The 20,889-nt window shown below is 66.8% G+C and carries 11 protein-coding genes; 4 read left to right on the forward strand and 7 right to left on the reverse strand.

The window, feature by feature from the left end; all coding sequences use genetic code 11:
* Positions 1–210 precede the first annotated feature (210 nt).
* Positions 211–2,919: a WD40/YVTN/BNR-like repeat-containing protein gene (locus ACIQ7H_RS01435; protein ID WP_395787628.1), complete on the forward strand. Its 2,709-nt coding sequence runs from the start codon at positions 211–213 to the stop codon at positions 2,917–2,919.
* 842 nt (positions 2,920–3,761) lie between these two features.
* On the opposite strand, the gene ACIQ7H_RS01440 is transcribed toward ACIQ7H_RS01435, so the two are convergent.
* Both ACIQ7H_RS01440 and pyrC read right to left on the reverse strand, forming a co-directional pair.
* Entirely contained in the window at positions 3,762–5,738 is a 1,977-nt protein-coding gene (locus ACIQ7H_RS01440) for a carbohydrate-binding protein (RefSeq protein WP_395787630.1), read from the reverse strand.
* Between the two features lie 698 nt (positions 5,739–6,436).
* Positions 6,437–7,474, reverse strand: coding sequence for a dihydroorotase (gene pyrC, locus ACIQ7H_RS01445; protein WP_395787632.1), 1,038 nt, complete (start codon positions 7,472–7,474; stop codon positions 6,437–6,439).
* A gap of 209 nt (positions 7,475–7,683) precedes the next feature.
* Here pyrC and ACIQ7H_RS01450 point away from each other — a divergent pair, with 209 nt between their 5' ends.
* Positions 7,684–9,897 (forward strand): putative bifunctional diguanylate cyclase/phosphodiesterase, encoded by a 2,214-nt coding sequence (locus ACIQ7H_RS01450; RefSeq protein ID WP_395787634.1) that lies wholly within the window; start codon positions 7,684–7,686, stop codon positions 9,895–9,897.
* Between the two features lie 82 nt (positions 9,898–9,979).
* On the opposite strand, the gene ACIQ7H_RS01455 is transcribed toward ACIQ7H_RS01450, so the two are convergent.
* Entirely contained in the window at positions 9,980–11,860 is a 1,881-nt protein-coding gene (locus tag ACIQ7H_RS01455; protein ID WP_395787636.1) for a hypothetical protein, read from the reverse strand.
* Between the two features lie 427 nt (positions 11,861–12,287).
* On the opposite strand from ACIQ7H_RS01455, the gene ACIQ7H_RS01460 reads away from it, so the two are divergent.
* The gene (locus tag ACIQ7H_RS01460; RefSeq protein ID WP_395787638.1) at positions 12,288–15,023 is read left to right on the forward strand and encodes a protein kinase; all 2,736 of its coding nucleotides are present in this window, start codon (positions 12,288–12,290) and stop codon (positions 15,021–15,023) included.
* A gap of 120 nt (positions 15,024–15,143) precedes the next feature.
* Positions 15,144–15,431, forward strand: a complete 288-nt coding sequence (locus ACIQ7H_RS01465) for a hypothetical protein (protein WP_395787640.1) — start codon at positions 15,144–15,146, stop codon at positions 15,429–15,431.
* Between the two features lie 103 nt (positions 15,432–15,534).
* Here ACIQ7H_RS01465 and ACIQ7H_RS01470 read toward each other — a convergent pair whose 3' ends face one another.
* The 4 genes from ACIQ7H_RS01470 to ACIQ7H_RS01485 form a co-directional block, all read right to left on the reverse strand.
* Complete coding sequence (locus tag ACIQ7H_RS01470) at positions 15,535–16,947, reverse strand: choice-of-anchor D domain-containing protein (RefSeq protein ID WP_395787642.1); 1,413 nt, start codon at positions 16,945–16,947, stop codon at positions 15,535–15,537.
* Positions 16,948–17,403: 456 nt separating this feature from the next.
* Positions 17,404–18,855 carry a hypothetical protein gene (locus tag ACIQ7H_RS01475; protein WP_395787644.1) on the reverse strand — a complete coding sequence of 484 codons (1,452 nt, stop codon included), beginning with the start codon at positions 18,853–18,855 and terminating at the stop codon, positions 17,404–17,406.
* On the reverse strand, positions 18,852–20,189 hold the full coding sequence (locus ACIQ7H_RS01480; protein ID WP_395787646.1) for a KGGVGR-motif variant AAA ATPase: 1,338 nt from the start codon (positions 20,187–20,189) through the stop codon (positions 18,852–18,854). Before ACIQ7H_RS01480 ends, ACIQ7H_RS01475 begins: the two co-directional genes overlap by 4 nt.
* Positions 20,186–20,611 carry a hypothetical protein gene (locus tag ACIQ7H_RS01485; protein ID WP_395787648.1) on the reverse strand — a complete coding sequence of 142 codons (426 nt, stop codon included), beginning with the start codon at positions 20,609–20,611 and terminating at the stop codon, positions 20,186–20,188. Before ACIQ7H_RS01485 ends, ACIQ7H_RS01480 begins: the two co-directional genes overlap by 4 nt.
* Positions 20,612–20,889 lie beyond the last annotated feature (278 nt).

Here is a 20,889-nt window from a genome sequence, read left to right on the forward strand (position 1 = left end):
GCCCTGTGGTTCATGAAGACCGTCATTTGAGGGTCTGCGGACGCGCGGCGCAAGCCGTGTCTGTGCGGGCCCGGCGGCCCTGTCTTCCGGGTGGTGTCAACAGGTGGGCGATACCGGTACGCTCCACCCCGCTGCACGGGGGTGCACTACACGGCTGCCGCGGCCCGCGGGCGCGGTCGGCAGGGCGATCTTGTTTCGGGGGTTATCGACATGCGTACCAAAATCATCGCGGCCGCGATCGGCTGCAGCGTGCTCACGGCAACGGTCTGGTGGCTGGATCAGCCTGAGCCTCGGCTCAACATGAAGCCGCTCAGCGGCGACTACTGGGCCCATCGGGTCGCCTATCCGACCATGCACTTCAGCCCAAGCTGGTTCGTCGATGCCAAGGCAGAAGATGCGCGGGTGCAGTCGGGCGTGCCGGCCGGCGAGCAATCGGCCTACCTGGCGCGTCGCGCGGCGTCGCCGATCCCGCTCGACACCGGCGCCTGGACCTTTCTCGGCCCGCAGCCGAAAGTGTTCAACAACTGGAATCAGGTCAGCGGCCGGGTCAATGTGATCGCGGTTGATCCCAGCGGGCCGGATGCCGGCGGCATGCACACGGTGTTCTCGGCGGCCGACGGTGGCGGGGTGTGGAAGAGCACCAACTGCTGCGGCGCCGGCACCACCTGGACCAATGTCACCGACCAGCCCGACATCAACAGCATCGCCATCGGTGATCTGCACATCGATCCCAATGACAGCAACATCGTTTACGCCGGCACCGGCGATCTTCGCTATGGCTCGTTCTCTTTCGGCACCGCCGGCCTGCTGAAGAGCACCGACAAGGGCGAGACCTGGCAGGTGCTGGGCGAGGACGTGTTCACGCCGTTCTACCCGCCCTCGGCCGGGCTCGGGTTCCCGCAGTACCAGGCCATCGGCAAGGTCGTCACCGACCCGAACAACTCCAGCACCGTGGTGGTGGGCACCAAGACCGGGCTGTACTTCAGCTACAACGGCGGTACAGCCTGGACTGGCCCCTGCGTCAGCAACCCGCACAGCAGCCAGCGCCAGGACATCACCGGCCTCGAGGCCGTGCCGCGCACCGGCGGTGGCACCTGGCTGTATGCGGCAGTGGGTACGCGCGGCAATCCGACGCCGGTGCAGCCCGACCTCGCCAATCTCGGCGCCAATGGCGTGTATCGCGCGGTGATGCCGGCCAGTGGCTGCCCGGCGCCCGGCGACTGGACCCTGTTGGCCAATGGCTGGCCCGCAGGCACGGGCGACGGCAACCCGAGTGGCAAGGTGCTGGGCCGCATCGAACTTGCGGTGGCGCCGAGCAATCCGCAGGTGATCTACGCGATGGGCTCGCATGCCACCGCCAGCAATGTGCTCGGCGTCTGGCGCAGCAATGACGGTGGCGACAGCTGGGCCCAGACCGCGGTGACCGCCGATGTACAGGCCGGTGGGTGCTCCTTTGCAGCCGGGGGAGGCAGTCAGATGTGGTACGACGCCAACCTGACGGTTGATCCCAACAGCACCGAGAACGTGATGCTCAGCGGTGTGGATCTGTACCGCAGCACCAACGGTGGCGACACCTTCCAGAACATCACCTGCGGCTACGGCAACGGCAATGTACATGTCGACCACCATGCCACCGCCTACCTGCCGACCGCGTCAGGCTACGACAGCAATGCCCTGCTCGTCGGCACCGATGGCGGGGTGTATGTCACCGGCAATGCGCTGTTCGGGACGGGCGGCAGCAACAGCGACAACCGTCCAACCTATATATCGCTGAACGAGACCATCGGCTCGATCGAGTTCTATTCGGGCGACATCAGCGGCAACTTCGCGACCAGCCCGCAGCCCGGCGCCAGCGGCGGTGCACAGGACAACGGCAGTTCATTCGCGCGCTGGACCGGCCCAGTTGGGCAGCCGGCGGTATGGACGGTTCGCAACGCCGGCGACGGCATCTACACCCGCATCGAGCCGGTCAACGAGCAGCGCTGGTACTGGTCCAGCCAGAACGGAAACATCTTTGTGTCGCCGAACGGGCCGAACTCCGGCACCCAGCCGGCGACGCCGCAAACCAGCCCGGCCTGGGGCGGCGATGTGCTGAGCTTCGTGATGCCCTTCGAGATCTACCGCTACGGCGCCCTGGATGCGGCCGGCAGCGGCTGCACAACGGCGACCGGCTGCACCTATTTGATCGCCGGCACCAACCGCGTGTGGGAAACCCTGCAGGGCGGCATCCCGCGGACCAGCTGGTATCCGAACAGCCCGGTACTGACCAAGAACACCCTGGGCAACCGCAGCTTCATCAACCAGCTGGCGCATGCGGTGAAGACGCCGACTGCGGCGATCGCAGGCACCAATGACGGCAACGTCTGGTACGGCCACGGGCTGAATGTGGGCACCGCCGACAGCGCGAGCTGGGTCAACGTCACCGCCGCCAATGCGGTGCTGCCGAACCGCCCGGTGATGGATGTCACCCTGGACGTGCCGGACGCGGCCAACCCCGGTGCCGCTGCCATCGGCTATGCGGCGCTTGGCGGCTTCGATCAGAACACGCCCAATCAACCCGGCCACATCTATCAGCTGGTCTGCGAGAACCATTGCGCCACGGCGACCTGGCGCAACATCAGCGGCAACCTGCCCAACATCCCCGCCAACTCGGTGGCCTTCAACCCGAAGATTCCGAAGCAGGTGTTTGCCGGCACCGACTGGGGCCTGTACTACACCGATGACGCGTTCGCCGCCGAGGTGATCTGGCAGCGTTTCGACAAGGGCCTGCCCAAGGTGATGGTGTGGGACATGGCGATCGACCGCGGCTTCAGCACCCTGGCGGTGTTCACCCGCGGCCGCGGCGCCTGGGCCTGGCCGCTGCCCGCTGCCCCATCCACCGAGCTGTTCAAAGACGGCTTTGAGCAGCCGGTGTTCTGAGCACTGACCCAGCCTGCGACCGTGCCGGGTGCGCACTGCGCCTGGCGCGGTCGCGGCCTGGACGGTCACGGAAGTTTGTCCGCAAGCAGGCAGAAGTGCCGGTGCATGCCTCGGCATCACCTCAGTGACCGGGCGCAAGCGCAGCGTGCTTGAGTGGTGCCCGCCGTCAGCGTGGAATTGCCACCACTTCAGCCCGCTCGCACCTGGACGAAGCTACTGGCGCGGGTGCGGTGTTCAATCCGCTCGCGGTTCACGCGGGCCGGCCCACGGGCTGATCGGTCGCGGCCATGCGCTTGGTACGCGCGCTGCCTGCAGCGCTTGAGCGCGCCGCCGGTACCTGACTGAACGTACCGGGTTCTTTGGTGGATAGTTCGCCGAAAGCACGTGGCCGAAGCGACCTGCTGAGGCCACTCATGCGGCTGCCAGGCGGTGGGCTGTCACACCTTGAAAGCAGCAGCCAGCGATCTGGCCCGGTGCGGCAGCGCGGGCGCAGGGTGTTGCTGGGTCTGCGAGAGCGATCGGCCACTTCACGCAGGCGCACTCGACGCTCAGTTCTTGGCGCGAGGGTGTTTGGCGGGACGCATCCTGCACGGTGCGTATGCGAGATGACCTGCGCAGCGCACAGGCGCGGACGTGATTCGTGTGCCCGGGTCCAGGCACCGGCTCGCGGGGTGTTCGAGTCGAGCCGGCCGGCTGGGTGCGCGGGCGGGTCGCGAGTGGTCAAGCGCCCTGTGCGCGGCGAGTTCCGTCAGCTGCGCAGGCGAGGCCGCTGGCAGGCAGACGTCCAAGCCCCGTAGCGCAGTCATCGGCCTTCCCTGGCCGATGACACGCAGGTGACTCAGTTAGCGATAGACGCGGATGTAGTCCACGTGCAGGCGCTGCGGGAAGACACTGTTGGCGTTCGGGCTGCCCGGCCAGCCGCCGCCGACCGCGACGTTCAGCAGCAGGAAGAACGGCTGGTCAAAGGTCCACGGTCCGCGTGCCAGCACTTGCGCGCGGGTGACGCTGTGGAACTGCTGGCCGTCGACGAACCAGCGGATTCCGTTGGCATCCCACTCCACCGCAAACACCCGGTAGCGCGCGCTGACAATCTCGCCTGCGTTATAGGTACCGATGATCGGATTGCCACCCGAGTAGCCAGGGCCGTGGATCGCGCCGTGCGTCAGGGTGGGCTCGAAACCGACGTGCTCCATGATGTCGATCTCGCCGCTTTGTGGCCAACCAACCTGGGTCAGGTTGTTGCCCAGCATCCAGAACGCAGGCCAGATGCCCTGGGTGCTCGGCAATCTGAGTCGTGCTTCGACCCGCCCGTACTGGAACGAGCGCTTGCCGCGCGTGATCATGCGCGCCGAGGTGTAGGTGCAGCGGCCGTACCAGCAGCCGTAGTTGTTGGGATTCTCGCGACGCGCCTCGATCACCAGCACATTGCTGTTGACCGCAGAGTCGAACTGGATCGAGGCGTTCTGGCCGATGGTGTAGTACTGCAGCTCGTTGTTGCCACCGCCGTCGCCGTTGGTCTCGAAGGTCCAGTTGCTGGAGTCGATGGTGTTGAACTCATCCGCCCAGACCAGCTCGCGGGCCGGCGCGTCGGACACCCGCGTGATCCGGAACCAGTTGAAGTTCCAGCCGCCTTGCGCCGCGAATACGCCCAGGCTGTAAGTGCCGGAATTCAGGTCCACCGTCTGCGACACCGTAGTCCAGTTCTGCCAGCCGCCGGTCGCGGGGATGGCGACTTCGCCAAGGGTGATGTTGCCGGCATTGAGGTCCAGCGACAGCCGCGAGCCGCTGGGGCTGGCCACGCGGTAGTCGACCCGATAGCGGCCTGTTGCCGGAATGGTGATGCCCGCATAGGCCATCCAGTCGCCCGCATCGATCCAGCCGACGTTTCGCCCGCCGTTGGTGTCGCTTGAGTCCTGCAGGCCTACGCCGGACATGCTTGCGTACGCCTCGGCTTCACGGAACAGGCTGAAGGCGGCGGACGAGCTGCTGGACGAGCTCGAAGAACTGCTGGATGAGCTCGAAGAGCTGCTGGATGAACTGGACGAGCTGCTGGAAGAGCTGCTTGAAGAACTGCCCGACAGGCTTCCGAGGGTGTAGTTCTGCCAGGGCGTGGTCTGGCCAACACCGCTGCTGTTGATGATGGTGTAGCTGATGCTGACCGGGGTGCTGGCGTTCAGGCCGCCGATGTCGAACGACCACTGGCCGCCGCTGTTGTTCATCCGATGGTTCTGCTGGGCACCATTGTTGATGCGGTAGTGGATGTCCACCACGCTGCCCTGCGACACCGTGGCGCGCATCGTGCTGCTGTTCAGCGCTGTCACACACCCTTGATTGCAGCCACCCACCGGGGTCGACTGTGGCCCGAACACACTCGCTTCCCAGATCGAGTAACCCCAGCTGTTGCCGGCGCTGCGCTGGATCGCATTGATCCTGACCCAGCGATAGCTGCCGCTGAGCGCCAGAGTGTCAGTGCGCGCGCCGAAGCTGCCGCCGGTGCGCTCCGCCATCTGCGTCCACACGCTGTTGTCGTTGGAGCCAAGCACGGTGTAGTGCGCGGCGTTGGCGGCCTCCCAATCGATCACGATCTGCGAGAGCGCCTGCTGCCTGCCGAGGTCGAGCGTCAGGCTGCTGGGGGAAACCCCATAGTTGGATTCCCAGCGCGAGGCCGGATTGCTGTCGATAGCGTTTGCGGCCGGTTGCAGATTGGTGCTGCCGCTCGCAGCAGCAGGCGTGATCTTGACGGTCTGGGCGTGCACGCCGGCGCTCAACAGGAGCGCCAGCACACCAAGGGCGCAGATGCCCGGGCAAAAGGTTCTCATCGTGTGTTTCCTTTGAGCGGTGGCAGTGCCGGCGAGCCTCATGACACCCCACGAAAGCCCGGCTGACAGCGATGTCAAAAGTCGACCGAAGTTTGGCGCAACGATGCGAGTGCTCAGCATTGACTGGATCACGGATAGTTTGGAAAGCGACCCGAACAGCGGGAACGAGTGGGGTGTCGAGGTCGCAACCGCAAGAGACGCAGCGCCGGGGCGGTATGGGCGCTTGTGGCCCCCACAACTTCACACCACCTTCGGCTTCGACTGCTGCGCCAACGGTGGCACATTACCTATGTGACGTTTTGTGTCAACGGCCTGATGCGCGAAATGTGCGCTCGGGCTAGGTTCGGTTGAGGCAGAACAAGGCCACGTCTCGTTACGCGCTGATCCGCGGCAACTCGGCCGGGCCGACCTGCCCTTCCCTGCCAGCCCCAGTCCCAGTCCCGCGCCGCCACGCTACTACCTTAACGTGTGCGACGCATCCACGGCGCATGCATCGCTTCTTGCGCGAGCAATCCGCGGTCAAGCCGGCTGAGTCGCCTGACGGTCTTCAGGTGCCCGCCTGAATGCTTCGGACGGATCGCCTCACACCCTGTCGGGAACCCGGCCCGCTGCGCTGGTTATGGCGAATGTCAATCCGGGAGCGCGAACTGCGCCTGGGACGGCGGGCCGCCGTCAATCTCTGCCGCGGGTGTGTCGGGCTAACTGGCGGCGTCGACCAACCGCCAACGCATCGATTCGCCCGCGCGCATCGGCACAACCGTGTGTTCGCCGAGCGGGTACTCGGTCGGCACCTGCCAGGGCTCGCGGCGCAGGGTGATGCGGTCAGGGTTGCGCGGCAGGCCGTAGAAGTCCGGGCCGAAGTGGCTGGCGAAATCTTCCAGGCGGTCGAGCGCGCCGGCGTCTTCGAAGGCTTCGGCGTAAAGCTCGATCGCCGCATGCGCGGTGTACAGGCCGGCGCAGCCGCAGCTGGTTTCCTTGGTGTGGCGGGCGTGCGGGGCACTGTCGGTGCCGAGGAAGAACTTCGGATTGCCGGAGATCGCGGCCTCGACCAGGGCCTGGCGATGGCTTTCGCGCTTGAGCACCGGCAGGCAATAGGCATGCGGGCGAATGCCGCCGGCGAAGAGCGCGTTGCGGTTGAGCAGCAGATGGTGCGCGGTAAGGGTGGCGGCGACGCCCGCGCGGGCCTCGCGCACGAACTCGATGCCCTGGCGGGTGGTGACGTGTTCCAGCACCACCTTGAGCTGCGGAAATTCATCCACTACGCGCTGCAGGTGGCGCTCGATGAACACCGCTTCGCGGTCGAAGATGTCGATCTCGTTGTCGGTGACCTCGCCATGCATCAGCAGCGGCAGCCCGGTCGCTTGCAGCGCCGCGAATGCCGGCGCGCAGCGCGCGATATCGGTGACGCCCGAATCGCTGTTGGTGGTGGCACCGGCCGGGTAGTACTTCACCGCCTTCACGAAGCCGCTCGCCGCGGCGGCGTAGATGTCGTCCGGCGAGGTGTTGTCGGTCAGGTACAGGGTCATCAGCGGTTCGAAGTTCAACCCGGCCGGCAGGGCCGCCAGAATGCGTTCGCGGTAGGCGGCGGCATCGCCCACGCTGCGCACCGGCGGCCGCAGGTTCGGCATCACGATGGCGCGCGCGAACTGCTGCGCGGTGTGGGGCAGCACGGCAGCCAAGGCCTCACCGTCGCGCAGATGCAGGTGCCAGTCGTCGGGTCGGGTGATCTGGAGCATGGTGCAACCTCGGCACAGTCGGTGGGTATCGGGCGGACGGCAAAGCGCGCGGATGGTAGCAGCCGCTGCCGGTGAACCGGCGGCGCGGGACTTGCAAACCGTTGCCGACGCGCGCCGAATCGGTGTACATCGCCTAGCGTCCCGACACCGATCCATTCGCTCGGCGGGACACTCGCAGTGCTCAATCCCAAGGGGACTCAAGCCAAGCCATGAATCCGCTGCGCAAGCTCCTGCCGGCAGCGCTGATTGCTCTTGGTCTCTATCTGGCCGGCGCGTGGCTGAGCAAAGAGTTCATGCGCAGCGCCGACGACGTCGCCTTGATCTGGCTGTCGGCCGGGGTGGGCTTTGCGATCGCGATCATTGCTGGCCGCTGGGGCTTGGTCGTGGTCGCGCTGTCGGCACTGCTTGTTCATCTGCTGATCGCGCCGGTGCAGCCGCTGTTCCTGCTGTACTCGGTGGCCGCCAACACGCTGGGTGCAGCGGCAGCGATGCTGGCCTTCAGGCTGATGGGCGGCAGTGCCCTCAGTCGGCTGACCGTGCGCACCGGTTTCGTGATCCTGATCGGCGGCATCGCGCTCGCCGGCACCAGCGCGGCCGTCGGTACGCTTGGCCTGGTGCACGTCACGATGGTGCCGGCCTCGAACTGGCCGAGCGTATTCATGGCCTGGGCGCTGGGCAATCTGTTCGGCGTGATCGCCCTCACCGCCACCCTGCTGCTGATCAGCACGGCGCTGCGGCGGCGCCTGGGGCTGCAGGATGCAGCCACGGTGCCGGAGCCGCGTCGGCACCCGGCCGAGTATCTGGCATGGGTGCTGTCGAGCCTGGGCGTGCTGGGCCTGGTGATGCTGGCCGGCGCCGCCAGCGGATCGCAGGCGCTGGGCTTGGCCGGCTTGCCGATGGCCATGCTGCTGTGGAGCGCGATCCGGTTTCCGGCCCTGCTGACCTTCATCGCCACCACCGTGATGGCCCTGGTGGTGACGATGCTGACCGGGCTTGGCATCGCCGGTTTCAGGATCCCCAGCGGCGCGATCGAAAGCGCGGTATTGGTGGCCTTCCTGTGCATCAGCATGGTGGTGCCGCAGGTGCTGGCCGGCGCCATTCACGAGAACCGAGTGGCGGCGCTGCGCCTGTTGCGCCGCGCCCTGCGCGACCCGCTGACCGGCCTGCCCAACCGAGCCGCCTTCGATGAGGACCTGCGCCGCACTTTGGCCAATCCCGCAGGACGGCCGCTGCTGGTGGCCTACCTCGATCTCGACCAGTTCAAGATCATCAACGACGCCCTGAGCCACGCCGCCGGCGACGCACTGCTGCGCGAGCTGGCCGGGCTGATGCGTGCCCTGCTGCCGGCGGATGCCGAGTTGTATCGGCTCGGTGGCGACGAATTCGCGGTGCTGCAGCCCTGCGTGCAGGACGCTGAAGCGAGCAGCCTGCTCGACTCGCTGTGCGAGCGCGTGGCCGACTTCCGTTTCGCCTGGGAGGCTGGCCTGATCTCGACCCAGGTCAGCATCGGCTATGCCTTGAGCGAGCGGCCCGCTGCCGACTACGGCGAACTGCTGGCCCAGGTCGATGCCGCCTGCTTCACCGCCAAGGAGCTTGGTGGCAATCGCGTGCAGCACGCCGCGCCCGGTGAACAGGCGGTGCGCGAGCGCACCTCGGCGATGCACTGGGTGCTGCGCATCAACGAGGCGCTGGAGCACGATCGCTTCGAACTGTTCTGCCAGGAAATCACCCCGCTCGATGGCGAGCAGGACGGGCGCCATCTGGAGATCCTGCTGCGCAAGCGCGAAGCCAGTACCGGCGCGCTGCTGCCACCGGCCGAGTTCAGCGCCGCCGCCGAGCGCTTCGGGCTCTCCGCGCGGCTCGACACCTGGGTGGTCGACCGCACCCTGAGCTGGCTGGAGGACCATCCGCAGGCCGCGGCCAGCGTGCGGCTGTGCTCGATCAATCTGTCGACCGCCTCGCTGGTGGACGCGAGCTTCGCCCGCTTCCTGCGCCAGCGCCTGGCCCGCAGCAGCTTCCCGCTGACCCGCCTGTGCTTCGAGATCACCGAAACCGGCGCGGTGCGCGACCTGGCCCGCGCGGTCGAGTTCATCAGCGGATTGCGCGCGTTGGGCTGCCGCTTCGCGCTGGACGACTTCGGCACCGGGTTCTGCTCGTTCTCCTACCTGCCCAAGCTCGATGTCGACCTGCTCAAGATCGACGGCAGCTTCGTGCGCGACGCCGGCACCTCGCCGCTGGCCTTGGCGATCGTGCAGGCGATCGTACGCATCGCCCAGGTCACCGGCCGCAAGACCGTGGCCGAATGGGTCGAAACCCCCGCCCTGGTCGAGCGCATGCGCGAACTCGGCGTGGAGTACGTGCAGGGCTACGCCTTCAGCCGGCCGCAGCCGATTGCGGAGTTTTTTGCTGTGGGCAGGGAATAGGGAATCGGGAATCGGTGGCACCGGCCGAGCTGGCTGGATTGTGTTGATCGGCCATTGATCGCGCGGTCGTCCTGGCAATCGCTCACTCGAAGCCGTTGGCGAACAGCGCGTCCCCGGCCGGCGCGAACACCGCGGCGACCTCGGTGTCGCCATCGATGCGCAGGCGGCAGGTCGTGCCCGTGCAAGCGCCGGCCCAGCGATCAAAGCGGAAGCCGGGTGCGGCGGTCGCGGTGAGGGTGACCTCGGTGTCACCGGCGAACGGCGCCACGCACGTCGGCGAACACGCAATGCCGGCCGGGCTGCTGCTGACCGAGCCGGTGCCGCCGCTACGCAGCACCGTGAGATTCCCCGGCGCCCCGCGCAGGCGGATGCGCGTCACGAACCAGTCGTAGTCGGCAGGATCGGCGATGCCTGCGCCGCGGAAATCTCCGACCACGATCAGATGCTGGGCGCCCTGATTGTCTGATTCCAGTACCGCGCCATCGAAGGCCCAGGCGCGCGGCGCCGGGCCGCCGTTCGCTCCGCCGCTGGGCACGCGGTACTGCTGTGAGCCCTCGAAGCCGAAGGCCAGATTCGGAGGAAAGGCGAGGTTGTCCGGAGGCCCGCCACTCATCGCGACAAAGAAGCTGTCCTGCTCGCCTGTGCATTGATTGGACTCGGTGCACAGGCGCAGAGCACCGAGCAACACGTGTTTGCCATCCCAGCGCAACCCCTTCTGCACGTTCACGCTGCGTGTGGAGAGGATGCCGTTGAGGAACAGCCAGCGTGGAGACAGAAACTGCGTGCCGTTGTCGAAAGCGATGATCGGCTGGTGCTGATTGCCGCCGGCGAAGAAGGCCTGTTCCGCGGAGCCATAAAGAAACAGGTTCGGCAGCGACGGCTCCCAGCGCATCGAAGCAAAGCGGGTCTGACGCGAATCGGGCGACCAGTAGCCGGTCGGCGTGACCCACGCCGTGCCCGCGTTGGCGAAGCTGCCGTTGAACAGCGCTTGGTAGCTGCCGTAGGACGGGCCGTAGGCGGAAGTCGGCGACGGCCGATCGCGCAGGCTGCCGGCGAGGCGCAGGTCGGCGCTGGTGAGGTAAGTCGCGGCGGCAGGCAGGAATTCCGCGGCCGGGACGCCGGCCGAGTTGATCGCCGGCAGCTGGATGCCGCCGCTGTTGCCGCAGCCCAGCGCATAGTTCGATTCCGGTACTCGTCGATAGACGCTGGCGCCGGCGTCCCAAGCCATGCGCGCCATCACCACCATCGGCGCGCGCGTGGTCGGCGCGCCGATGGAAGAGAAGGTCTGCTGGCCCACGATCGTCAGCTCGCCATTGGGTGCGATCGCGAGGCTGCGCGCGTTGAGCTCGGTGCGGTAGATCGCGGGGTCACAGAACACGCTGCCCGGAGCGCCCGGGGCGTACAGGTTCACGCCCTCCCAGTTCACCGGCGTCAGCACCCCGCCCCCGGGCGGGCCGATAAGCGCCTGGCCCTGAGTGCGTGGCGCACCGTCGCGGGTGAAGACCTCGACGAAAAAGTCCTCGCTGGCGCCGTGGAAGAACACATTGTCGAGGTTGCGGACACCGTAGCCGATGACCACGTCGCCGTTGGGCGCGAAACCGAGCCCGGCGAGGTCGGCGATGTCGCCCTGGGTGCTGATCACACGGCCGTTGTTGCCGAAGCTCATCACCGGCGCGCCGTTGGCGTCGAGCTTGACGATGGCGATGCGGTCGCCCGCGAGCCCGGCGACGTAGAGGTAGCGGAAGGACAGCAGGATGCCGCCGACGTTGACGAACTCGCTGCGCACCGCAAGGAAGCGTGCGGAGTCGAAGGGCGACTCGCCGGGGCGGTCGAAGGCCAGACGCGTCCATCCGTCGACGCCGAAGGAAGGATCGACGTCACCCGGGGCCAAGGGCGCGGCGGCGCCGACGCGCGACAGGGTGAGCAGGAAAACCGCAGCAAGCAGTTGAAGCCAGGAAAGCATGGGCAGATCTCCGGCGCCCGCAGCGGCGCCCCTTTGGACCTACGCCATCGCGGGCCGAACCTGACACGACTGCAGCAGTGCCGAACGCGGGCGTCCGCTCAACCGCTCCCAGGCTGGGCCTGGACCCTCAAGCACTGCTCATGGCTCTACCCGCGCGCTTGCATCACCTCGATCCGCTCGGGTCTGTGATCTCCCCCCTGCGCTGGCTGTCAGGCGGCGCGCCCGAACAGCGTAAGTCCGCGCATGCGCATCCCGACCCGCCTCTGCTGCCTTCGCTCGACGTTCGCAGCACGCCGCGCCGCGCCGCGCGGGTGGCGGAGCGGGCTCGGCTATTCTTGCGAGCGTGCGACGACGACCGCGCCGTGCATCGCGACCGGGCGAGGGCGCACACCCGCTTGCAGCCACGCCAGCCGATGAGCCCAGCCCCGTGAGCGAAACGCCGTTCCAGCGCATGAAGCGCGACTTCAATGCCCTGCTCGATCTGCAGCCGGAGGCGCGCGCGCTGCGCGTGCGTGCCATCGAGCAGGAGGACCCTGCGCTGGCTGCCGAGCTTCAGCGCCTGCTGGCGGCCCTGGACGAGCGCGACCTCGCGCCTGCGGCGGACGCACTGCTCGGTCATCGGCTCGGCCCGTTCGAGCTCACCCGCCGGCTGGGCGCGGGCGGGATGGGCGTGGTCTATCTCGGTGAACGCAGCGACGGCGAAGTCGCCCAGCAGGTGGCGATCAAGCTGCCGGGCCGGCTGGCCTTCGCCGATCCGCAGCCGCAGCGCATCCAGCGCGAGCGCGACTTCCTTGCGCGGCTTTCGCATCCGCACATCGCGCGCCTGGTCGATGCCGGCAGCAGTGCCGCGCTGGGCGCCTGGTTCGCGATGGAGTATGTCGATGGCGAGCCGCTGACCCACTTCGCCGATCGCGCGCGGCTTGCTTTGGGCGCGCGGCTGGACCTGTGGCTGCAGGTGGCCGAGGCGGTTGCCTACGCGCATCGCTACGGCATCGTCCATCGCGATCTGAAGCCCGGCAACGTGCTGGTCGATGGCGCAGGCCAGGCCAAGCTGCTGGATTTCGGCATCGCCAAGCTGATCGACCCCGAGGCCAGCGCCAGCGATACCGCCGCGCTGTTCACCGCACGCTACGCCTCGCCCGAGCAGGTCGCCGGCGAACCCGCGACCACCGCCACCGATGTGCACGGGCTGGGTCTGCTGCTGTACGAACTGCTGTGCGGACGCCCGGCCTTCGAGGCCAACAGCGATCTAGCTCTGCGACAGGCGATTGTCACCGCCGAGCCGCCGACCCTGCGCGCCAGCCTGGGGGCGGGCCCAGCGAACGCGGCCGCAGCGATCGCCGCCGCCCGCGATGTGCCGCTGGGAACGCTGCGGCGGATGCTGGGCGGTGACCTGCAGGCCATCGTCAGCAAGGCATTGCACAAGCGCCCGGCCGATCGTTACGGCACAGCGACGGAGTTCGCGGCCGATGTGCGCGCCTGGCTGGCCGGGCTGCCGGTATCCGCGATGCTGCCGACGCGCGGCTATCGCCTGCGCCGTTTCATTGGGCGCCACCGCGCGGCCAGCGCCGGCGCGCTGCTGGCGCTGTTCGGCCTCATCTGTGGGCTCGGCCTCGCCTTGCACCAGCGCGCGCAATTTCTCGAGGCGCGCGATCAGGCGCTGGCCGAGAACGCGCTGCTGATCCGGCTGCTGGAAGGTGCGGATCCCTACCATCTGCGCGGCTCGGAGCTGCGCGTGGCCGAGTTGCTGGAGGATGCGGCGAAGGAGACCCTGGCGCGCACCGATCTCGAACCGATGGCGCGCGCGCGCCTGCTGGAGACCATCGGCAGCACCCTGCTGAACCAGTCGCGCTTCAGCGCCGCCGAGCCGGCACTGGCCGCGGCCGAAGCCGCGTACGCCACGCACGCGCCGGAACGCACACGGGAACGGATGCAGCTGACCATTCGCCGCGCGGCGGCGCGCTTCGAGCTGGGCGAACGCGCGGATGCATCGGCCGCGATCGAGGCGCTGTGGCCCGAGCTTGAGCAGGCCGAAGCTGCGCTGCAGATCGAAGCCTTGGAGTGGCGTGCGCACATGCGCCGCGCACAGGAACAGCTGGAGCCCGCGCTGGCGGACATTGATGCGGCGCTCGCCCTGTGCGGCGCTCGCTGCGGTGGCGAGACCGATGCCCGCGTCAGCCTGGTGACCAAGCGGATCGATCTGCTGTCACGGCTGCAGCGCCACGAGGCCGCGATCGCTGAAGCCGACACCGCGTGGCAGTCGGCGTCGGCGCTGCCGCCGGAGCGCTCGGATGTGCGCCTGCTGGTCGGCGGCAGCCGCGCCGCTGCGCTTTCGCAGGCCGGCCGGGCCGCGCAGGCCGAGGCCGGGCTCAGCGAACTGCTGCCACTGGCCGAAGCCCTGCACGGCGGCCGCGGCAATCGTCTGGCGGGTTTGTATTCAACCCTTGAACAACTGCAGCGCGGACAGGGCCTGCATCGCGCCGCCGCGGCCAGCGCGCTGCGCGTGGTCAAACTCTACGAACTCACCCTGCCCGACTCGGTGTACCTCGCCTATGCGCTGAAAACGCTGGGCCTGAACCTGCGCCTGGTCGGCGACCACACCGCGGCGATCGAAACCCTGGACCGTGCCGAGCGCATGTTCCGCGCGGTCGAAGGCGAGGACAGCGCCGAGGCGCGCTGGTGCGGCATCAACCGGCTCGCAGTCGAAGCGACGCGCTCCGGCGCGGCCGCGGATCTGGCGCGCCTGAGCATGGCCGCCGAGGCCTATCTCGACAGCGGCCACAGCACCTTCGAGCGCGTCGTGCGCCTGCTCGTCGCCGAGACCGCCGCGGATCTCAACGACGTGCCACAGGCGCGCGTGCATCTCGCCGCGGCACGCGCGCTCGCCGACAACTCGCCCGGCATGCTCACGCGCATGCAGGCGCTCGGCCTGCAGCTCGACTGGAGCGAGGGCCGCACACCGAACGCGGAGGACCGCGCCTTCATCGCCGCACTGGCCGAGCGCAATGACGTCGGGCTGATCCCCGCGCGCCTGTTGCGTGCACTGGCCCGGCACGCACCTTCCGCCCAGGCCTGCGCGGATGCCCGCGCCGCCTGGGCACGGATCGATCCCAGCGTGAACGCCTGGCAGGTTGAGCAGAAGGCGCTGGCGGGCTGTCCTTGAGGGCGAGCGTTTGGGCGTGAGCAATCCCGGGCTCCGCGGCGTCGCGATGCCGCCCTGGGTCGGCGCGTCGTCGTCAGAGGCGCCTACGAACACGCGGGCTTTAGCTTCGGCAATCGCGCGTTGGTCCGCCTACGTGCAGACGGCAGCTTCGACACCGGCTTCGGCAAGCTCAACCTCCGCCTGCTCGGTCGCATGGGCTACGGCCACACCCTGTTCGGCAGCGACCGCGACAACCGTCTGGACCGCAAGGCCCTGTCCGCCGATGGCGAACGCGTGGTGTCCGTCGGCTATGTCTACGCCAGCAACGATGGCAGCTACGACGGCGGCGTTATGCGGGTCCGGCGGCACGCGCAGGATCTGCCCAGGGATGGGTTTGAGTGCGCTGCTGCGGCTGAGGCGCTTCGTTAGTCCACAGACACCAGGCTTTGCACATCTGAACCTCCTGGCTGGGGAAACCTTGCCAGAAAGTTCTAGGAACCTGTGTCCGCCGTTGCGGGGAGCGTACGGGGCTTCATTCGAAACCGTCGGCGAACACGCGGTCATCGCCGAAGGCGCTGAGGCGGATGTTGTAAACCGGCTGCACGCCGTCGGCGTTGGTGAACGAGATCGAAGTCTGCGTCTCGCGGAAGCCGATGGAACTGCTCGATGCGTTGAAGCCGAAGGTGAACTCGCAGGTCGCGCCGGGGGCGAGCGCGCTGGGGCAGTTGTTGGTCGCGCTGAACGGACTGACCAGATTTCCACCGACAAAGCCGACCAGGTCCAAGCCCGTGGTGTTGGTCACGCTGACCCGCGTCGTCTGGCTTGTGCCGATTTGCACATCGCCGAAGTCCAGCTCGCGTGCCGCGACCTGGCCCACGGTGCCGACGCCGCGGCCGGTGAACGCATAGGCAACATTTTGCGAGGCGCCGGGACGCGAGAAGCCCATCGAGGTCGAACCGTTGTAAGTCCGCAGCTCGCGCGCCAGGAATCGATAGATGATCGAGCAGGTCGCACCCACGGCGGCCGTGGACGAGGTGCAGCCCGATCCGCCACCGATCTGGCCGCCGAACGCACCGCCGTCACTGCCTTGTTCGCTGAACCCGCCACCCGAGTAGTTGATCTGCACCGCACTGAGGTTGGTGAACACGAACGGTACGGTCAGGCGCGAGCCCAGCCGCACCGGCCCGAAGTCGATGCCCACCGGGCGCACGCTTACGACCCCTACCGTATTCACGCCGTTCCCGCTGAACGACAGCGGGACGTTCTGGCTGAACGGCGGCGAGCCGGTGGTCACGCCGAGGCTGGTGCTGCCGGTCACGCCGCCGGTCGCATTGGGCGTGAACGAATAGTTGAACTGGCACGTACCGCCGGCCACGAGGCTGCCGCCGCAGGTGCCTCCGTTGCCGGTGAATCCCGCTCCGGGGTTGATGCCGCCGCCGGAGAACAGGACTGCCTCGCTGGTCGGGTTGGTCACGGTCACCGGCACGGTCACGGTCTCACCGACCAGGGTGTCGCCGAAGTCGACACTGCGCGGCGTGATGTCGACCATCGATTCGACACCAATGCCGACGAAGTTCAGCGGCACGGACTGGCTGGGCGAGCCGGGGGCCGACAAGGTCAGTGCCGTCGAACCGCTGACTTCGAGCCCGGTCGCACTGCGCGGCCGGAACGTGTACCGGAACTCGCAGGTCCCACCGGGTGCGAGCGAGCCTGAGCAGGTGCCACCACCGGCGAGGAATCCGGTGTTGGTGTTGAACCCGCCGCCCGCGAAACTGATGGTGCTGGTGGTCAGGTTGCGCACGGTCACCGGCACGGTCACCCGGGCACCCATGCGCACCTCGCCGAAGTCGATGAACACCGGCCCGACGTTTGCCAGTCGGGTCTGGGCGGCCGCGAGGGATGGCATCGCCAACAGCAGAGCAAACAGGCAGGTCATCAGGCGCATGGACGGTCTTCCGGTAGGGAATACGAATAGAACGCTTCTGAGAGGCAAAACCGGACGCGTCGCCCGACAACCCCGCACGAAACGGGTCACGCGAAAGGGTCACGAGAGGGCTCAGGTCTAGACCCTAGACCAAGCCATCGTCACCCCACCGATCTCCTTGCAAGCCGAACGCGGCAAGCATAACGCCTCCGACCACACGGATCTCCAGCGAGCGCGGACGACCGCCGGCCGAGGCGCGCGGACAAGGCAGAGAGCGTGCACTGGATGGAGGTCCAAGACATGGACCTGACCCCTTTGGCCCACCCTCGGCGGCACCCCGATGCCACTTTGCTAGACCTGACCCCGGGCTCGCTGGACCCCGGGCTCGCTGCGGGCTCGCTGGGGTGCTACCAAGATTGACCTGACTCCCACGTGCGGTAGCCTCGCTGCTCACTGACATTGCCGACGGGCGTGTGGTCAATGCAGGCGTTTGGGAACTGCAACACCACCCTTGCGCAAAATGCCAGCCTCCACCCGAAAGATGTCGGGGACGTTGATCTTCCCGTTGCTGCGTTCCTCAATGACGGCCACGTGCTTCATGGCGTCAAGCAATGTCCCCAATTCGTCGCTGTCCGAGAGCGACGCCAGCATCTTGCTTACGCCCTCCGCCGCGACGGCCCTGATCTTCGGGATGACATTGCCTTCGTTCCACGCTTCGAAAAGTTGTTCTCGCGTCATTGGCACGAACCTCCCTCGCAGCGCCTCGAGCGAAGGCTGGATCCACGCGTAGTCCTCGTAGAGCTCATGCAGCCTGCCGCGAGACGCCAAACGCACGCCATCAATAAGGCCGAGGTGGTCGACGGCGCGGCCTGACGGTGCAGGAAGGTGCTCTGCCGCGTTGTGCCATGCGGAAATGAAGCTGCGCGGGGAACAGGTGTTCGCGGCGTCACTGAGATGCAACGGAACCCAAGAATGCACACGACCGCGCTTCTGGCTTCCGCCCATGAACTCGCCAGCGAAGGCGTGCACAAGGGAGGCCTGCACGGAGGGCTGGGCGCGACTGTCTCTGCCATCGAGTGGGAGCGCAGCTTCGGCGCCGAGTCCAGTTGCCAACGCCCGCAGCGCCTCGCCGCCTAGCGAGTCGCGAAGAATCTCAAACAGCAGCAAGCCGTAGAGCTCCGTGGGATGCCATACCAGACTCACGTGATCGTTGCGGATCTTGGAACTGTCCGGGAAGCGGAACAGCGTCTGGTCCGAGTATTGGTCCACGCGCATAAACAGCTTGGCGCGTATCGATCGGAAGGACTGCAGGCCGAGCGCCAGCCGCAAAAGGGCGCCGGTCAGTGCATGGATGTCATCCGGCGTACGTCCCAGGCGTTCTAGCGCGTCGAACACGACCAGCAGCGACCGCCCCTCGGTCGAAAGCTTGTCATCTAGGCGGGTCAACGTCGCAGAGTAGAGCGACGCATCCGTCTCTACGTGATGGATGACTTCACTCAAGTCGGAGGGGCCGCCCTCGCCGAGCTCCGCTTTCGCAATCCTTACCAGTACCGCTCGCCATATCTGGTCGGCGTTGGCCGCGCGCGCGCGCGCCTCAGCGACCTCATCCCTGGTGGGGGTGAACTGGTTCTGGCGATCGGAGCCATTGAAGCCGATACGGACATTTGCCTTTGCAAGAGCCACATGTCCGTACACGCCAGCCAGCCGCGTGCGGAGCTCGTCGTTGGTCAGGGCATGGGTCCAGAAGCTCTTTCCCATGCCGCGGTTGCCCACAACCAGTTGCCGCCGTATATCCAGAACGCCGCGATGGCCGGCAGGGAAGAAGGCTCTAGCCTCGTCAATCCGCTCATTGGGTTCGACTCGGGGCGACAGGTCGAGCCGGGCCATGGCGCTTCGGATGGAAGTGAAACCTTCGAATGTTGTGGTCACGGTATGGCGTCGGTGGTCGGGATGCCTAGGATGCTGCAAACGTCGTTCAGGAAAGGCCTGAACGTCTGCTCATAGAACGCAGCCGTCAGCTGGTCCTCAACGTGGAGCGGATCAAACTCCGCGAAGACCGGGCTGAAGGGAATCACTAGGGGCCAATGTGGACCCGAGCTGTCGTTGCGCAGGAAGACCAAGGCATCGGGGTCGGCAGGGGCGTCGCTCTCTGCATCGTAGAGATAGTTGGAGTACAGATCATGGAACTCGTCGAGGAAACGGGCTTGTACCTGTGGACTTAGGCTGGCTTTGGCGTGCACCGGACGCAGCTGCGCGCGCCAATCGGCGCTGAAGCCACGCCTCTTGTCGCGTTGAGCAAGCGAGTGAAGTGCCGCGAACAGCGCGCGGTAGCCCTCAAACGTCTGCTGCTGCGCCGTACCGAACAGCAGCACAGTTGCACCCAGACCTAGCATCGCTGGAGCTGCCAGCTCTGCCAAGCCGGCACGACTGTCGATGAGCACGACATCGTAAGCCTCATGGGCAGTCATTCGGTCGAGCATAGTCGCGATCTGCCGCTCCAACGGGACTGTGCCCGAGGCGTCTACGTCCTCGATCATGGCGCGCGCAAGCTTGGCCATGATGTTCTCTGGAAACTGGGCCGAAACCGCTCCCAGGGCCGGCAGGACATCCACACGCCCGCCGCCTCCGCGGGTGAGCTGGCTGGTCCCAACAAAATCGCTAAGTCCGCCTTCGGGCACGCCACCTATGCCGTTTTCCACCAGGAAATCCACGACGCCGTAGCGCGGCCTTCGTTCTTCCTCCAGCAGGAGTTCACCCAACCCGGGCGCTTCGAGATCGAGGTCGACGACGAGCACGTTTTTGCCCCGAGCGGCGAGATCGGCGGCAGTGACGGTCAGCGCTGTTGAGCGGCCAACTCCGCCCTTGAGGCTAGCGAACACCAGGCGCGGAGGGATTGACACTTCGGGGTTGGGAGTTGCCAGCCAGCCGACGCCAACAATGCGCCGGTCCAGAAGCCGACAGTCGATGCCCCCCACCTCAAGGGAAAGTGGCTCCTCGGAGGATAGGACGGCAGCGGCCCCGGGCTCGTCTTCAAAAACCACCGGCCGACCTTGTCGGGCGTAGCACCCGAGTGCGTCCGTAATTGCAGCAGTCAGGACGTCGCGCTCCGTGGCGTCCGCGGGCGAACGACCTATGAACACACTGAGACGCCCGCTGGCATCTCGCAAGATGACGCATTTGTTGGTCAGCTCTCGGCCGCCGTGCTCAGTCAGCAACCGAACCATGCGCGGCAGGCTGTCGTCGAAGAATATTGTGGTGCTCATCCGGAGTCCATGTCTTTGATGAGGCCAGCCGCATCGGCCCGCCAAGCATCGACACGCGCCGCAGGGATCTGGATGGTGGGGGCGTAGCGCATGCCGATATCCCACTCCTGGAACAGGCGCGGACACTCCGCGATGCGTCTGAGTTCGCCGGCGCGTCGACCCTGCACTTGATCAAGAAGCCGCTGCTTCAAGGAAGGGAAGTGAGCGAAGAACGGATCGGTGCGATGTGCGTCGTCCGGCAAGGGGAGCATTCCGGAGTCGATCATGATGGCCTTCAGCGCCAGTTCGCCACAAAGGCCGAACAGATGTCCGGCAACCGCCTTGCAGCCAGGCTGTGCGCCGGCGCCGGTTGCATCCGCCAGCTCGTTCGCGGCGCGGAAATGTCGCCGTGCCGCCACCTTCATATCTCTACCGTACCCCATGCTTTGGCACCTGTGCTTGCGCTCTGCGTGATCCTAACCCGGATACTTTTAGTGGCCGAGTGCATCATGTCCCAAGTGCACGCGAATATCTCAATCGAGAACCATGATCTGCTTAGCCCATTGAGCGTCGACGAGCCCAAGCTGGTGCTGGAGAAGTCAGTTCGTCTCCCGAGCTGGGCGTGCGTGGACACAGGGTTGAAGCGTTGAGCTGGTGATTGATCGGTCGGGCCTACAGACACATGGTTTTCAAGATATGGCGCTGGCGCTTGGCTCGTGGT

The organism is Aquimonas sp. (assembly GCF_044377145.1).
Lineage (GTDB): Bacteria > Pseudomonadota > Gammaproteobacteria > Xanthomonadales > Xanthomonadaceae > Aquimonas.

What these genes read in the sequence shown, in the direction of transcription:
- ACIQ7H_RS01435 (WP_395787628.1), top strand. Translation starts at nt 211, where the DNA reads ATGCGTACCAAAATCATCGCGGCCGCGATCGGCTGCAGCGTGCTCACG.
- ACIQ7H_RS01440 (WP_395787630.1), bottom strand. Translation starts at nt 5,738, where the DNA reads ATGAGAACCTTTTGCCCGGGCATCTGCGCCCTTGGTGTGCTGGCGCTC.
- pyrC (WP_395787632.1), bottom strand. Translation starts at nt 7,474, where the DNA reads ATGCTCCAGATCACCCGACCCGACGACTGGCACCTGCATCTGCGCGAC.
- ACIQ7H_RS01450 (WP_395787634.1), top strand. Translation starts at nt 7,684, where the DNA reads ATGAATCCGCTGCGCAAGCTCCTGCCGGCAGCGCTGATTGCTCTTGGT.
- ACIQ7H_RS01455 (WP_395787636.1), bottom strand. Translation starts at nt 11,860, where the DNA reads ATGCTTTCCTGGCTTCAACTGCTTGCTGCGGTTTTCCTGCTCACCCTG.
- ACIQ7H_RS01470 (WP_395787642.1), bottom strand. Translation starts at nt 16,947, where the DNA reads ATGCGCCTGATGACCTGCCTGTTTGCTCTGCTGTTGGCGATGCCATCC.
- ACIQ7H_RS01480 (WP_395787646.1), bottom strand. Translation starts at nt 20,189, where the DNA reads ATGAGCACCACAATATTCTTCGACGACAGCCTGCCGCGCATGGTTCGG.
- ACIQ7H_RS01485 (WP_395787648.1), bottom strand. Translation starts at nt 20,611, where the DNA reads ATGGGGTACGGTAGAGATATGAAGGTGGCGGCACGGCGACATTTCCGC.